Consider the following 14,501-nt stretch of genomic DNA (forward strand, 5'->3'; position numbering starts at 1 on the left):
CGGTGACCGCCGGGTAGCGGTCCACCAGGGCGGTGATGGCCGAGGTCGCCGCGGTGCGCAGGTACTCCTGGACGGTATCGGTGCCCGACCAGCGGCGGCGGGCGGAGACCTGGACGATCAGCACCCGGGCCGTTGCCCGGCCGGCGGCGCGAGCCCGGACTCCCGTGTCGGCATCGGCCCCCACACCCGCGCCCTGGCCCGATACCAGCCCTGCGGAGAGACGAGGTAGCCGCAGCCGTCGGCGCCTGCCGGAAGCATGACCGTCACGATCAGCGGCACGGTCAGCAGCTCGTACCCGGTCCCCAGGGGGTCGGGGTCCATCGGCACCCCGGCGGGCGGAACGGCGCCGAAGTCCGGAGCGGCCCGGCGGGCTTCCACCCGGGCGCCAGCCTCCCCGCGCCGCAGCCCCGTCACCGCCATCTCCGCGCGTGCGGCCGGCTTGCGCTTGCGGTCCTTCGTCATGCCCGTCTCCTGCTCACGGCCCGACTCCACGCCCCGCGCCGCACTGGAAGATCGCAGACAGAAGAAACAAGGGGGGATCACGTGGCACGCGATTCCGGGAACCTCGACCCCAGGACTGTGGGCGTGGACCGCAACTCCCCGACGGGGCACCGGCGTACGTGCACGCCGCCGCGCGCATTGTACCGACCTCACCACGGTGACCATGGCCGTTCTCGCACAGACCCAAGGGGCTGGGGACATGGCCCCGCGACCATACCGCCAGCGGGACACCGGCGGTCTTCACCCTCCCCGGCCGGACGGCGGGGTGACCAACCACCGCGTCCAGGGACGTCCTCGGTCAGCGCCTTGAGCTCACGGTGGTGCTTCCACCGCTTGAGCTCGCCATCGTTTGCCGACACCAAGTACCGTCATCCCGTGTCCGGTGCAGTGGCAACGCCTTCAGTGACGTAACCCAGACCATCACCGAGCGCTACCTTCACGGGCCCATGGGTACCGGGCCCCGGGCTCGCTCACCTTCGGCAAGGGCTGAGCGTCATGCCGACGGTCGGGTGAGTTTGGCGGCCACGGCATCGAGGACCCAGTCCAGGCCAGTCTCGAAGGATGCCTCGGCGTCCACGTCCGTGCCGTCGTGCACGGCCTTGGCCAGCGCCGGGAAGCGACCGGTGGCCAACATCCTTGTCAGATGCGGGCCGGAGGCGCGCTGCCAGTCGTGCTTCGACAGGCCCGTGGCGCGCTCGGCCCGCAGGTTCGCGATCTCGCGCCTGATCGCGCCGGTGAAGTAGGCGCCGACAGTCTCCACCGCGCGCATGGCGGTGTCGATGCCGGCGACGCTTTCCAGGGCGGCCAGCGTGACCTCGCCCACCGCGAGGGCGTTCGGGCCCAGGGCCGGGCGGCCGCCAAGCAGGTCGGCCAGCCATTCGTGCCGGAGAGCGGCGTGTCTGGTGCGATGGGCGAGGGTGCCCAGCGCCTCACGCCAGTCACCGGGCTGCTCCTGGGGGAGGATCTCGGCGTAGACCTCGTCCACCATGAGGTCGAACAGCTCCTGCTTGGTGGAGATGTATCCGTACAGCCGCATCGGGCCCGCGTTCAGCCGGGCGGCGACCTTGCGCAACGACACCCCGTCCAGCCCGCCCTCGTCGGCCAGCGCGATGGCGGCGGCAACGATCCGCTCCTGATCGAGAGGCACGGGGCGAGCCAGCGGCTCCGGCCGGTCCCACACACTCATGGTTCACACCGTTCTGCTGCGATACATCGTATTGAGAGAATACAGTGTATCGCCATGAGACATCGTATCGCTGTGGTCGGGGGCGGCCCCGGAGGCCTTACCTTCGCCCGTGTCCTGCACCGCCACGGCTACCCCGTCACCGTCCTTGAACGCGAGCCCGCCCCCGACGCCCGCCCCCCGGGCGGCACGCTGGACATGCACGAAGGGCTGGGCCAGCTCGCGCTGAACAAGGCGGGCCTGCTCGCGGAGTTCCATGCGTTGTCCCGCCCCGAGGGGCAGGCCATGCGCATCCTGGAGACGGACGGCACCGTCCTGCGCGACTGGCGACGCCGTCCGGATGACCGGACCAATCCCGAGATCGACCGTGGACAGCTCCGGGACCTGCTGCTCGGCCCTCTCGACATCCAGTGGGATCGAGGCGTGACGCAGGTGGAGCCGGAGACCCGGGACGGCGTACTGGTCCGTTTCGCGGACGGGCGACAGGAGACGTTCGACCTCGTGGTCGGCGCGGACGGCGCTTGGTCCCGGACACGCCCGGCAGTCTCCCCGGTGACGCCGCACTACGCCGGCGTCACCTACGTCGAAACCTCACTCGACGACGTCGACACCCGCCACCCTGACCTCGCCCGGCTGATCGGCGACGGTTCCGTGGCCGTGTACGGGGTCAACCGAGCTCTCGTCGCCCAGCGCAACAGCGGTGGCCACATCAAGGTGTACGCCCAGTTCCGCGCGCCGCTGGACTGGCACGCGAACCTGGACCTGGCCGACGTCGAAGCTGTGCGATCGAGCCTGCTGGCGCTGTTCGACGGCTGGGCCGCTCCCGTCCTCGACCTCCTCCGCCACGCCACCGCTTTCGTCCACCGCCCCCTCTACGTCCTGCCCGTGTCCCACACCTGGACCCATGTCCCCGGGGTGACGCTACTGGGCGACGCCGCCCATCTGATGCCCCCGTTGGGGGCGGGCGCGAACCTCGCGATGCTGGAAGGCGCCGAACTCGCCGAGTCCATCACCACCGGCCATGGAGATCTGGACGAGGTCGTCCGCGCCTTCGAGGAACAGATGTGGACACGGGCCGGCAGGTGGGCGAAGATCACGACGACCGGTCTGGAACGCCTCGTGAGCCCGGACCCCGCAGAAGCCCTCGCCCTCTTCGACCAAGTCCAGCCATCCTGACTTCGTCCTCGTTGAGTTCGGGCGTATCCGGGTCGCGTAGCGGGCGTAGGGCACCGCCGGCCGGGACGCCGGCGGTGAAGCTGTAGCGGCCGAGCAGGTTCAGAAGCCGTCCCACAACATCTTGATCTGTAACGTTTCGTGACGAGTCGGCTTGCGCTGATTCAGCCTTGGGACAGATAGGTGGCCTTTGGCTTTCCCTCTGACCGGCCGTTTCGGCTTGGAGCGGCGCGTCGATCGGTTTCACCACGCCTGGCCTGGTCTCGGTGGCTGGCGGAGCCTAAGGAGTCTCCTCATGGTTCGTATCCCTGTCTGTGTCAGTGCTGGGGGAGTGGTGGTGGGGGTGGTGACCACTGGCCTGCTGGTTATGGCCCCGGCCCGCGTACGCGGCCTCCACCTGCACCGTCAACGGTTCTCCTGTCACCTTGCCCCTGATCACCGGCGGTCTGGGTGACGACGTCATCGCCTGTGCGGCGGGGGTAGCCGCCGACACCACCGTCAACGGCGGCGCGGGCGATGACCGGATCACCGTCACCGGCGGGTCGGTTGCCGGGTCCGTGTACGGCGGGGCCGGGGCGGACATCATCCAGGTGACCGCGCCGACCTCGACATCCGACGGAGTGACCGCGGTCACCAGGACCGTCCGCGGCGGGACCCCGCTCCTGAGCGCGGCCCTCGACGGCAACGACACCATCACCGCTTCCACCGCGACGAGTTCCGCTGGCAAGGCCGTCACCGGGACGGTGATCGGCGACGCTGGCAACGACAGCATCACCGCCATCGGAGGAGACTCGAACCAGAACCCCGCTGTGGGCGTCGATGACGGCGGCAGTGTTCAGGGTGGGGCCGGCGCCGACGAGATCACGATCAACGGCGGGTCCAGCGACGAAACCGAAGGGCGGGAGTCGGCGGTGGGGTCCACCGGTGAAGTCCGCGGGGGAGGCCTGCTCGACGGCACCGACATCATTAGCCTCTACTCCTTCAGCAGGGGAACCCTCGCTGGCGACGGAGGCGACGACGCGATCAGGGGGCCCGCCAATGGGGGGTCGGCACTCGGCGGTGCGGGCGATGACCTGCTCGAGTTCAACACGAACGGTGAGCCCGGCGTCGGTGGTACCGCCGACGGCGGCGAGGGCAACGACGACATCAGCGTGGCCGAGAACGATAAGGATGTTCTGGGCGACGGCGGTGACGACACGATCAGCGTATACATCAGGAACGACGGGCTCGTGGACGGCGTAACCGGAATCGACCAGTGCACCGTCACCGCAGGCAATGCGGCGGTGAACTGCCCGTGACCGCGCTTCTGGTCCTGTGGCCGGCTACCGGGCTGGAGCGTGGTTGAGGCGGACGGTCCAGGGGTGGAGGCGGATTCGCAGGGGCGGTGCGAGTGGGGTTGGTGGGGGTTTGGGTTCGCGGCAGTCGGTGACGAGTTTGGTGAGGCGGCGGGTCATCAGGGCCATGATGGTTCACGCGAGGTGGGCTTCGGCGTGCTGGGGCAACGTTTCGTAGTCGCGGCAGTTTCGACGGGCCCTCATGATCCAGCTGGTTGGGTCGGCCGCGCGGCGAGGTGCCTGCCCGTGGCAGGTCCTTTTCCGCGCGGCCTCCCGCCGAACCGGACGTGATGGTTTCCCGATCATCCGGCTCTCCAGTGATTACGGCGTGGGTGATCCAGCCGTTCGTGCGACATGAATACGGCCATGGCAGTTGACGCAGGCCACAATTGTCTTGCGGCGCCGGTCGAGCATGACGCGCGTCCAGTCGGACGCTGACCATCCGGCATGTGCGAGATCAGCGAGGGCACGGATGTGATGCACTTCGACATCGCCGGTTCCACCGCAGATCTCGCAAGCGTCCGCAAGGAGCCGTGTGATCAGCTCCTTTTGCGGATAGTCTACCCGGACAGGTCGGCTGTCGGTGATTTTCGCCGACCGTTGCTGTTGTAGGGGAATTCCACCAAACCGTGCCACCAGCGGCTTCCTGTTCTTCCGCTCGATGCGGGTCTCGAAACAGGCTCGGGGACCGTTGGGTGTTTCGATCCTGGCCTTGTGTTTTGGCTGCCATTTTCGACACTGACGAGCGGTGCTTGGCCGCAAGGGTCTTGAGCATGGATGTCTCCATGACCCATTGCAGTCTGTGCGGCCGAAATACATCTCCGGCGAGCAGTTAGTATTGGGTTATGCCCGATAAACAGCTCCGTAGGTAGCGGCGATCGCGTGATCGCTGCTTTTGGCCAGAGCCCCTCTCGTGGCGGGTTCTCTGCGGGCGAGATAGGGGGCACACTTGGACTTGATCACGTCCTGCGGAACACGCAGCGCGATCTGGCCGTTGGCCCTTCGGTAACGGCTGCTCAGCTTCGTGTCGTTGTGCTGGACAGTGATCTCGTAGCCGAGGAACCGGGTTCGGCCATGGGTGATCAGTGTCTTGTCTCGGGAGAGTTCCCAGGCGTCGCTGCTGGTGCTGTGGGTACTGGGTGATGACCGGGCCCGGGTGGTGATCGAGCGGGCGCACGCGCGGGCCGTGGCCAGGGTGTTGGAGTGGCTGGAGGGCGAGGTCGCGGAGATCCGCTGGTCCTCCGGCAGGAAGCGGGCCAGGCTGCCGGGCCTGGTGGTGGCGGCATTCCGGCATTGGGACAACCGCGATAATTCTCCGCTGCTTCACGAGCATCTCCTGATCCTGAACCGGGCCCAGCGCGCAGACGGCGTCTGGTACGCGCTCGACACCCGCCGCCTCTACCAGCACGCTGTCGCGGCGGGGACGCTCTACACCCTCGCGATGACGACGGAGGTGTGTGAGGAGCTGGGTCTGGCGACGGTGCCGCGGGAGGTGACGCCTGGGCTGCGGCCGGTGATGGAGATCGCCGGGGTGGATGCCGAGGTGATCGAGTGGAAGTCGACCCGTCGTCAGCGGATCGAAGACGCTGTGGAGACGATCATTGACCAGTACGTCAAGGAGCACGGTCGGCTGCCGGACGAGCGCGCCCGGCACGGGCTGGGGTGGTGGGCGGCGCAGGACACCCGCCCGGACAAGAAGACCCCGAAAACCTCTGAAGCAGCTGCTGGCGTGGTGGCGCGCGTCCGCGCACCGCCCCGCTCAGCGACCCGGTACGAGCGGGGCAAAGTCGCCAGCCTCGCCCTGCAGAACGCGATCCGCACCGCCCGCACTGCGCCCCCTCCGGTGCGGGACGGTGCCCCGGCCACGACCACGCCGCCCGCGCACACCGACGACCATCACCACCACCATGGCGACCGGGCGGCGGCCGATCCGCCGCACGCCGTCGACCACCCCTGCCGGGGCGGCGCCCTCACTCCCACCCAGCGGGCCGCCGCCATCCACGCCCACCAGCAGGCCGCGATGCCCAAAGAGTACGCGTAGGGTCGGACAACCGACCCGGCGACGTGGACGGCCGCCCCGGAACGCCTCGCTGCCCTCGCCAAACTGACCGTTGCCACCGAGGCCCGCAAACGCAACCTCGCCGAAGCGGTCGCCGGCCGCGTCACCACGCCAGCTGTCGGGACGCGACCGGCCGGCCGAACCCGTGGCGCACCATGCGCCTGCGCCGCCGCCAGCGGTGACGTACGGGGTGTGTCCCGGCATCCGGTGCGCGTGGTGACGATGTTGTGCACCCGCCCCGCATCGTGCCGGCGATGTCGTGCACTCGCTCGGGTGCGCACGATGCACCGCACCGAGCGCATCCGGTGCACGCGCCGGCGGTGCCGTGCACTGAGTTACCACCAACTTGAAGTAGCAGGTCAAAGGGCTGGTGTGATCGGTCCTCGGAGTGCTCATGCTGGTCGCGGGTGGCAGTCTGCGGAGAAGATCGTCCGTCTGACCGTGCAGGCGTGGTCTGCAGGGTCGGCACCGTTGGTGGGAGTGGGCCCCGGGGCGGTGGTTGATCGGTCCGCGAGTCTTGATCGTCAGCGCGCCTGTTGATTGGGTGATGGCATGACTGATCTCGGACCCGTCGCCTGGCCGCCTGCCCCGATCAGGACCGAGAGGCTTGTGCTCCGTGAACCCGAGGCCCGGGACCGCAGGGCGGTCATCGACCTGTTGGCCTCGCCAGAGGTGAGTACCTACCTCGGTGGCCCTCAGCCGCGTGACGAGCTCGAGCGCACGATGCCAGCGGCACCCAGTCGGCGCTCCGGCCGTTTCATCGTTGATCTCGACGGTGCGATGATCGGCCAGATCACGCTCTACAGAGAAACGGGGCACCTTCCCCAGGCCGCCGGAAAGGCCGAGCTCGGCTACCTGTTCCTGCCGCAGGCATGGGGACGCGGATACGCCGCAGAAGCCTGCGCAGCGGCACTCAACTGGTTCGCCGGCGCCCTTCCCGGTGAACCAGTCGTACTCGCCACCCAGACCGCCAACGTCTCCTCGATGCGCCTCGCGGCAAAGCTGGGGTTCATCGAGGAGGAGCGGTTCGAGGCATACGGCGCCGAGCAGTGGCTCGGCATATGGTCCCCAGCCGCGCTGTCCGGTTGAGCTCACGCTCAGGCCATCGCCCAGTGCTCGACATGCCGACTCCTGCCCGTTGAGGCCGGACGGTCTTCTACGATCCTGTGCATGCTGGATCCCGAGCTGCTGGAGCGGATCACCGCGCGGCGCGTGGAACTGGACGGACTCGAAGAACAGTTGGCGAAGCCTAACGCCTTGCCCGCAGCCAGGAGGAGGAAGCCGCCGACCGCGGGGCGGCCGAAGCCGTGATGGAGAAGAGCTGCGGCTTGTTCAGATACCGACGGTAGCCTGCTGGGGGCCGGGACAGCCGCACTCCCGGGCCATCGGCATCCCGCCGGCACAGTGAGCGGGGCCTTGATCAAAGGCTGCTGTGCCCGGTAGTTGCCCAGGGGCGTCGGGACCGTGCCGGTCTGTCCGCGTGACGGTGTCTACCGGGAACGGACCGGCACCCGGGCAGGCTCCGGCTGGACGAGAGCAGTCAGTCAGGCGCCGGTCCAGTAGGCATATGAGTGCCGGCCGTGCCGCGCAGGGCGTTCGTGATGGTCTGCCGCACGGATTCCAGCTCTGCGCGGTTCCGGTCGACGGTCCGCTTCTGGTACGCGGTCTCGACGGCGAACCATGTCCCGGTGAGGTTGGTCTGCTTCTTGCAGGCGATGTCCTGGAGGGCGGCCCGGACGGCCTCCTTCTCGGGCGCATCACGGAGTTGGGGGTCGCCGGGCGGGACGAGTGGGTCCCGGTAGTCGTATCCTGCGGCGGCCATGCACTGTGACCACCGGGCGAACACCTCACGGGTGCGCGAGTCCTTCCGGGACGCCTCGAAGGCGTCGTTGGAGAGGCGCAGCGGCAGATCGAGGTCCGGCCCGTCCGGGCGGGCGAGTCCGAGGACGGCGTCCGCCTGCCCGGCGCAGCCGCCTTCTGGGACCTCGCGGCCCCGGACACGGGTCCGGCCGTTGCCGAAGACCACGGTCTCCTGCTGTCGGCTGAAGCTGGGGCGCTCGGGCGGGGGCTGACGGGCGGGGTCGCGGTCGCCCAGGCCGTAGCCGTCCTGTGCCGCGACCGTGGCGTCGGTGATGCCGTAGCGCCGGTCGGTGGATGATCGCGGGCCGGTCTCCTTGCGCGGCGGTCCGGGCGGGCGGTAGCGGAAGCCGAAGTCCCGGGTGCAGCGGTCGATGGCGTCGGCCCGGGCCTGGTTCAGTCTGCGCATCCGCTGGTCGTCGACGAGGTACGCGTCCAGCGGCAGCTTCAGCCCGTGCCCGGCCACGACCACGGGAATCCGGCCCAGAAGGGGTTCGCCGCCGTGCTCCTGACCGGCCGATGCGGACCCGCCGGACCCACTGGTGCAGCCGGCCAGCACGGCCAGGGCGACAGCGACGCACCCCGGCATCACGGCACGCCGCCGTCCACGGCGGGGAGGGAACAGAGGCATGGTCGCTCCTGAGTCCTGAGCATGAAGGGGAGTCGGGGGTTCGAATCCGGGGAGCCCGGGCCGCCCGTGTGGGCGGCCCGGACAGCCGGGTCAGACGAGGTACCTCGCGGAGGTCACCTTGTTCTTGTAGACGTCGCTGAAGTTGCCATTCGCACCCGACAGGAGCCGCCCGCAGGTCCCGGTGTAGTTCGCGTCCGTGCACAGCTGCCAGGCGTAGATGTCCCGGTTGTCATAGGACGCGGTGTTGTTGTCCGGGCTGACCGACGGGCTGGTGGGGAAGCGGTCGTTGGCGAAGTTGGGGTCCGAGAGGGCCAGGTCAAAGACGGAGCCGCCGAAGTTGCTGTTGTAGTAGAGACCCAGCTCGCCCGTCTCCAGGACTCCGTCCTTGTCTGCCGCAGCGGCAGGTGCTGCGGTGACGAAGCCGAGCCCGCCCAGCATGAGCAGGGCAGCTCCGGCGGCTGCGGCCTGGGCCATACGGCGAGTAATTGTGGTGTGCATATGTATCTTCTCCATCAGTTCGTTGTGATGTGGGCCGAGCGTGGTCATCCGGCACGATCGGGGCCGGCGGCACCGGTCACGGCCGACGTCCTGAAGGTCCGCCCGGCGTGATGTGTGTCCGGGTCTCCTGCTGTTCCGATCAGTAATCGAGCATGGTCACTCCTCGGGCCCGTTTGGCCGTCTGATGAGTGCCGGACGGTGGACGACTGCCCGGCACGACCCATGGAATCGGGACGGAGCATTGATCACAGACCCGTCCCCGGTATTGATCAATGGCCAGAACTCTCTGCCTGACCTGGGGCAATCCGGCATACGCTGGCGAACTGGCGTTCAGGTACGGAAAGGAACGGGGGGACGGTCTGGTGGCGGGGCGTCGTGAGGTGCCGGTCGATCCACAGGCAGGGCCGGTGGAGGAGTTCGCGTTCGCGCTACGGAAACTGAGGGCCGAAGCCGGCGGCCCCACCTACCGTGAGCTGGCCGGGAAGGCGGGTTGTTCAGCAACCTCACTTTCCCAGGCGGCCGCCGGAAGGGCGCTCCCGAGCCTGAGCGTTGCTCTGGGCTACGCCAAGGCGTGCGGAGGTGATCCGGGGGAGTGGGAGACCCGCTGGCGCGCGGTCGCGGAAGCCGTCCGGGGCGCCGGCGAGGGCGGGGAGACTCCGCCGTACCGAGGGCTGGCCCGGTACGAGGCCACCGACAGCGATCTGTTCTTCGGCCGGGACCGTGTCACCGCGGATGTACTGAACCTCCTGGGACGATGCCGCTTTGCCGCAGTGTTCGGTCCTTCCGGCAGCGGGAAGAGCTCCTTGCTACGTGCTGCCGTGATCCCCGCACTCCGCGACCCTGTATGGGCGGGGCCGAAGCTGGCGGGGATCAGGATCCTCTCCCCCGGAGAACACCCGGTACGCGCCCATCATCATCTGCTGACCGGCCACCGACCCGAGGGGTTCCACCCCCTGGGTGGGGACGTGCTGGTGATCGTGGACCAGTTCGAGGAGGTCTTCACCCTCTGCCAGGACCCGGAGGAGCGCGACGCGTTCCTCCGCATGCTCCTCGCCGCCCGGGAGGCCGACTCCGGCATGAGAGTGCTGTGCGCGGTCCGAGCGGACTTCTACCAGCACTGCGCCGAGCACCCCGACCTCGCCGACGCACTACGCGACGCGCACCTCCTCGTCCCGCCGATGACCCCGGTCGAACTCCGCGCCGCCATTGTGAAACCGGCTGCTGCAGCCGGGCTCATCGTCGAACGCGAGCTGACCACCCGCCTCGTCGACACGGTGTCCGGCCGCCCCGGCGCCCTCCCACTCCTCTCCCACGCCCTGCTGGAAACCTGGCACCGACGGTCCGGCCGTGTGCTCACTGTCACCGGGTACGAGGAAGCGGGAGGTCTGGACGGCGCGGTCGCCAGGTCCGCCGAGGATCTCTGCACTCACCTCACCGCATCCGAGCGGGAGTCCCTACGCCATGTACTGCTGCGGCTGATCGCCCCCGGCCAGGGCGAGAACCCCGACACCCGCCGCCCCCTCACCGGCGGCGAACTCGACGCGCTCCGCACCACCGATGACAGCAACGGCGTGATCGAGAGCCTGATCCGTGCCCGCCTGTGCGCGCTCGACGACCAGAGCCTTGAACTTGTCCACGAGGCCCTGCTCACCGCCTGGCCCCGGTTGCGCGGCTGGATCGATGAGGCGCGTGAATGCCTCCATGTCCATCGTGCTCTCACCGAGGACGCCACCACCTGGCACACCCTGGACCGCGACCCCGAAGTCCTCTACCGCGGCACCCGGCTCGCCCGGGCAGAAGAACATCTCACACCCCACCACCTCGCGCCTTTCGAGCGCACTTTCCTTGAGACCAGCTTCACCGCCCGTGATCAGGAGCACCACGCAGCCACCCGGGCAGCACGCCGACTGCACCACCTCAAGAGCGTTCTCGCAGTGCTCACGGCCCTTGCTGTGCTGGTTGGGGGGATTGCGTGGGAACAGAACCGCAGCCAGAACCGCGAGCGTGCCAGGGAAGAAGCCCGCCGGGATCGCGAACGCGTTCGCGACGAGGCCCGCCGTCTTACCGCGGTCGCTGACAGCCTTCGCCGGAGCGACCCTGCCACGGCGATGAGGCTCGCACTCGCGGCGTTCCGGATTGCGGACTTGCCGGAAACCCGTGCGGCTGTCATGACCGCAGCCACCCAGAGGGAAGAGGCCGTCTTCCCCAACCCCGACCCCGGACACCAAACCCGCCTGGGACTAAGTGGCGACGGAAGCACGATGATCTACGTCACGAAGCTGCGCGCCACGGTCTGGGATGTGGAGTCGCAGCGCCGGACGGGTTCCTACCCCGCGCCGGAGCAGCCGGGGATTTCCCTGGCATCGCTGAGCGACGACGGCCGCTGGGCCACTTCCTCCAGCCGGGGCCGACCCCCGATGCTCTGGGACCTCCAGGCCGGCAGGGGCAGTGCTCTGAGTGGGATCGGGGCCGAGCTGACCCCGAACGGCCGTCTCATCCTGACTCAGGTCACTCGTGATCTGAGTCAGGAATTCGTTGTGAGCGAAAGGGGCTCCAGGCGGATTGTGGGACGGGTGAGGCTGCCTTACCAAGCCAGTGAGGATCAGCAAGTGCGTCTCAGTCCCGACGGCCGTCTGCTCGCGGTGTGCCGGATCGGCCGACAGGCGGAGTTCTGGGACGTATCCAAGGCCCGGAGACTCCCTGTGCGCTGGACACCGCACATACCGCGATCCCCGGACTGCTCCGGCGAGGAGAACCATGCCGAGATCACTCCCGACAGCCGCCGTTTTGCCCATTCCTCTGGGAAGGGGCTCCGCATGTGGGATCTTGCCTCCGGCAAGGAACTCCCTCAGATCGGCGACGGAGCCTTCACCGACATCGAATTCAGCGCCGATGGAAGCTATATGGCCGGTGCGGACAGCAGGGGAATCGGCCTTTGGCGTGTCTCTGGTCCGGCCGTGCTCGTCTTCCACCACCCGCTGCCCCGGAACGAAGCGTCCGACCTACGCCTCAACCTCCAGAAGCGGTGGCTGCGCTACACCACCGAGCAGGGTGTTCACACGCTGAACCTGGACGGAGTCATCACCCAGCCTTGGCATCAGCAGCCCGCGGTCGCAGCCGGCTTCAGCCCGGACGCATCCATGCTCGTCACCGGGCGACCTGACCTCCGTAACGGACGCACCCGCCTCCGGCTCACCGACCCCACTAGTAATCGGACGGTACTCCTGCCGGGCTCCTGCCCACCTGGCGGAGGCGAGTACTCCAGGTCGGGTACCCCTCCTTGCTCGATTCAGTTGGCATTCCGCCGTGACAGCAGCGCTCTTGCGTACACCTTCCGCCCCGGAGACATCACTGGCGTCTGGCCCGCTGCCGTGCACCTATGGGACGCCCGAACCGGCCGCACCGCAACCGCGCAGGTGAAACCAAGGAACGCCGCTGTTTACCTGTGGAATACGCGAACACGCCATGCCACGACCACCCTGCCGGAGCTGAGACCCACCCCCGATGAACTGGCCGCCATCGGCGGTCTGGCATTCGCCCCGGATGACACATCGCTGTTCCTCGCCCGCACGCAGAAGCCCGCCGATCTCCGTTATGCCCCTCCTCTGCGTCCTGCGAGTGGTGGCCTGAGCCTTAGCCCTGACAAGGACTTTCTCGCAACGGGGCACGGTGCCGTCATCCACCTCCCCACCGGCCGCACCGAATGGACCGGAAGCGAACACCACGCCGTCACCTACAGCCCCAACGGAAAAATCCTCGCAACAACTGACAGAATCGGGCAAATCACCCTGTGGGATGCTGGCAGTGTGGAACGCCTTACGGTCCTTCCCGCTGACGCCGACTCCCGTAGTGGGTCCCCCGATCCCGTGAAGACACTGGCCTTCTCCCCGGACAGCCGGACCCTGGCCACCGCCGGCACCGACGGCAGCGTTCGACTCTGGGACACCACCTCGTACCAGCAACTTGCCATTCTCTCCACGGCAGGCGGAGCGGTCCTCTCCCTTGCCTTCAGCCCCGAAGGCACCACCCTGCACGCCGCCAGCGAACATGCCCCGCCGCAGAGGTACCGCCTCAACCTTCAGCACATCGCCGCTCAGGTATGCGCACGAGTGACGACCGGACTCGACCGCCGCGATTGGAGTACCCACGTCACTCACTCCCCTTACCAGCCCACCTGCCCCGATTCACCGAAGAGCCGACCATAGGATCCGTGCGCAGCCCCCGAACAGCCGGGTCTCCTGCAGCCGCTGTCTCGATCAGGTAGCTGCTCTGGGGCGAGCAGGGCCTTCGGCGACGTCGTTTCGATGAAGGTCTCCTTGCTGTTCGCAGGCCGGGGCGCCTGCTGCGCCCGGCCGGCCGAACTGCGGTGCGGCTCCGGGCCTGTGGACAGCGGACGGCATCGCCAGGAGCCCGTTCATGACGCCGGTCACGGACATTCCGGTTGGTCAAGAAGTAAAACGGATGCCTCGGGGTGGTGTCCGTCAGATCGCGGTCAAGGGGTGCGTTTTCACGGTGGGTCCGGCCCGTGCGCAGTTCCGTGTAGGGGCCGGACGACTGCCGACCCGCCCGCAGGCCGGGGGAATCCGAGGATCATCGTGCCCGCCGACCGCACACCCGGCCGGTCGAGGGGCCGCCGCAGGTCCGACATCCCTCATGTCCAAAGACGACCTGTGCACAGGAGGACGTCGATTGAGCCCTGGCGCCAGGAACTGCTGCAAGCGCTGGGGACCTTCCAGCGGGCCACCGCCGATCAGCTGTGGAAGCTGACCTGTCCGGGCAACCGGCATGACAGGCTCACGCGGGACAACCGCGAGCGAGGAAGCTTCTGGAGCGGGAGGGCATACGGATCTCGGCGCTGCGCAAGCATGAGTACGACCCGGACACCGGGGAACTGCTCGGCACCGGCTACAGCGACCATGCCGCGGCGGTCACCTCGACCGCCGCCGAACTCCACCGTGCCGGGAACGGGCACCCGCTCGCCTTCCAGACGGAGATCCCCTACCGGCTCACAGGCGGCTACGCTCAGCGGGCCGACCTCGTGATGCGGGCACCCGAGGCCAAGGTGCCGATCCTGCTCCTGGAGATCGACCGCCGCACAGAAGACGCCCACCAGCTGGTCCACAAGCTCCGCCGCTACGCCAGGCATGGGCGGCGGCGAGGTTTTCGGCGAACGTGGCGTCTTCCGCTTCCCATACCATTCCCAGCCCTTCGAGCCGCTCGGCCCGCTTCCCCGACAGGGCTCCGGCCCGGAACGCTTTGCGCTGC

General features: G+C 68.4%; 12 protein-coding genes. 7 read left to right on the forward strand and 5 right to left on the reverse strand.

The annotated features are described in order from the left end of the window. Positions 1–117: 117 nt before the first annotated feature. Positions 118–462: a hypothetical protein gene (locus SYYSPA8_RS36615; protein ID WP_323447224.1), complete on the reverse strand. Its 345-nt coding sequence runs from the start codon at positions 460–462 to the stop codon at positions 118–120. 532 nt (positions 463–994) lie between these two features. Further along, on the reverse strand, positions 995–1,687 hold the full coding sequence (locus SYYSPA8_RS36620) for a TetR/AcrR family transcriptional regulator (RefSeq protein ID WP_323451800.1): 693 nt from the start codon (positions 1,685–1,687) through the stop codon (positions 995–997). Between the two features lie 54 nt (positions 1,688–1,741). Between SYYSPA8_RS36620 and SYYSPA8_RS36625 the strand changes: the two genes are divergently transcribed. Together SYYSPA8_RS36625 and SYYSPA8_RS36630 are read left to right on the forward strand one after the other, a co-directional pair. Then, entirely contained in the window at positions 1,742–2,860 is a 1,119-nt protein-coding gene (locus SYYSPA8_RS36625; RefSeq protein WP_323451801.1) for an FAD-dependent oxidoreductase, read from the forward strand. Between the two features lie 422 nt (positions 2,861–3,282). Further along, the gene (locus SYYSPA8_RS36630; RefSeq protein WP_323451802.1) at positions 3,283–4,155 is read left to right on the forward strand and encodes a hypothetical protein; all 873 of its coding nucleotides are present in this window, start codon (positions 3,283–3,285) and stop codon (positions 4,153–4,155) included. A gap of 357 nt (positions 4,156–4,512) precedes the next feature. On the opposite strand, the gene SYYSPA8_RS36635 is transcribed toward SYYSPA8_RS36630, so the two are convergent. Further along, a complete protein-coding gene (locus SYYSPA8_RS36635) occupies positions 4,513–5,010 on the reverse strand; it encodes an HNH endonuclease (protein ID WP_323451803.1) in 498 nt (165 codons plus the stop codon). Between the two features lie 271 nt (positions 5,011–5,281). Between SYYSPA8_RS36635 and mobF the strand changes: the two genes are divergently transcribed. The 3 genes from mobF (at position 5,282) to SYYSPA8_RS36650 (ending at position 7,561) form a co-directional block, all read left to right on the forward strand. Then, positions 5,282–6,232, forward strand: a complete 951-nt coding sequence (mobF, locus tag SYYSPA8_RS36640; protein ID WP_323451804.1) for a MobF family relaxase — start codon at positions 5,282–5,284, stop codon at positions 6,230–6,232. Between the two features lie 570 nt (positions 6,233–6,802). Continuing rightward, positions 6,803–7,339, forward strand: coding sequence for a GNAT family N-acetyltransferase (locus SYYSPA8_RS36645; protein ID WP_323451805.1), 537 nt, complete (start codon positions 6,803–6,805; stop codon positions 7,337–7,339). A gap of 81 nt (positions 7,340–7,420) precedes the next feature. Next, a complete protein-coding gene (locus tag SYYSPA8_RS36650; protein ID WP_323451806.1) occupies positions 7,421–7,561 on the forward strand; it encodes a hypothetical protein in 141 nt (46 codons plus the stop codon). A gap of 229 nt (positions 7,562–7,790) precedes the next feature. Here the strand turns inward: SYYSPA8_RS36650 and SYYSPA8_RS36655 are convergent, their stop codons facing one another. Then, a complete protein-coding gene (locus SYYSPA8_RS36655; protein ID WP_323451807.1) occupies positions 7,791–8,738 on the reverse strand; it encodes a hypothetical protein in 948 nt (315 codons plus the stop codon). Positions 8,739–8,828: 90 nt separating this feature from the next. After that, a complete protein-coding gene (locus SYYSPA8_RS36660) occupies positions 8,829–9,251 on the reverse strand; it encodes a peptidase inhibitor family I36 protein (protein WP_323451808.1) in 423 nt (140 codons plus the stop codon). A 257-nt stretch (positions 9,252–9,508) separates the two neighbouring features. Between SYYSPA8_RS36660 and SYYSPA8_RS36665 the strand changes: the two genes are divergently transcribed. Both SYYSPA8_RS36665 and SYYSPA8_RS36670 read left to right on the forward strand, forming a co-directional pair. After that, the gene (locus tag SYYSPA8_RS36665; RefSeq protein WP_323451809.1) at positions 9,509–13,441 is read left to right on the forward strand and encodes an nSTAND1 domain-containing NTPase; all 3,933 of its coding nucleotides are present in this window, start codon (positions 9,509–9,511) and stop codon (positions 13,439–13,441) included. 686 nt (positions 13,442–14,127) lie between these two features. Then, a partial coding sequence (locus SYYSPA8_RS36670) for a replication-relaxation family protein (protein ID WP_323451810.1) occupies positions 14,128–14,501 on the forward strand: 374 nt, incomplete at its 3' end.

This window comes from Streptomyces yaizuensis (assembly GCF_034961445.1).
Classification (GTDB): domain Bacteria; phylum Actinomycetota; class Actinomycetes; order Streptomycetales; family Streptomycetaceae; genus Streptomyces; species Streptomyces yaizuensis.

Coding starts and splice junctions, on each gene's coding strand:
- SYYSPA8_RS36660 (WP_323451808.1), bottom strand. CDS start 9,251: ATGGAGAAGATACATATGCACACCACAATTACTCGCCGTATGGCCCAG.
- SYYSPA8_RS36650 (WP_323451806.1), top strand. CDS start 7,421: ATGCTGGATCCCGAGCTGCTGGAGCGGATCACCGCGCGGCGCGTGGAA.
- SYYSPA8_RS36655 (WP_323451807.1), bottom strand. CDS start 8,738: ATGCCTCTGTTCCCTCCCCGCCGTGGACGGCGGCGTGCCGTGATGCCG.
- SYYSPA8_RS36615 (WP_323447224.1), bottom strand. CDS start 462: ATGACGAAGGACCGCAAGCGCAAGCCGGCCGCACGCGCGGAGATGGCG.
- SYYSPA8_RS36625 (WP_323451801.1), top strand. CDS start 1,742: ATGAGACATCGTATCGCTGTGGTCGGGGGCGGCCCCGGAGGCCTTACC.
- SYYSPA8_RS36665 (WP_323451809.1), top strand. CDS start 9,509: ATGGCCAGAACTCTCTGCCTGACCTGGGGCAATCCGGCATACGCTGGC.
- SYYSPA8_RS36645 (WP_323451805.1), top strand. CDS start 6,803: ATGACTGATCTCGGACCCGTCGCCTGGCCGCCTGCCCCGATCAGGACC.
- SYYSPA8_RS36635 (WP_323451803.1), bottom strand. CDS start 5,010: ATGTATTTCGGCCGCACAGACTGCAATGGGTCATGGAGACATCCATGC.
- SYYSPA8_RS36620 (WP_323451800.1), bottom strand. CDS start 1,687: ATGAGTGTGTGGGACCGGCCGGAGCCGCTGGCTCGCCCCGTGCCTCTC.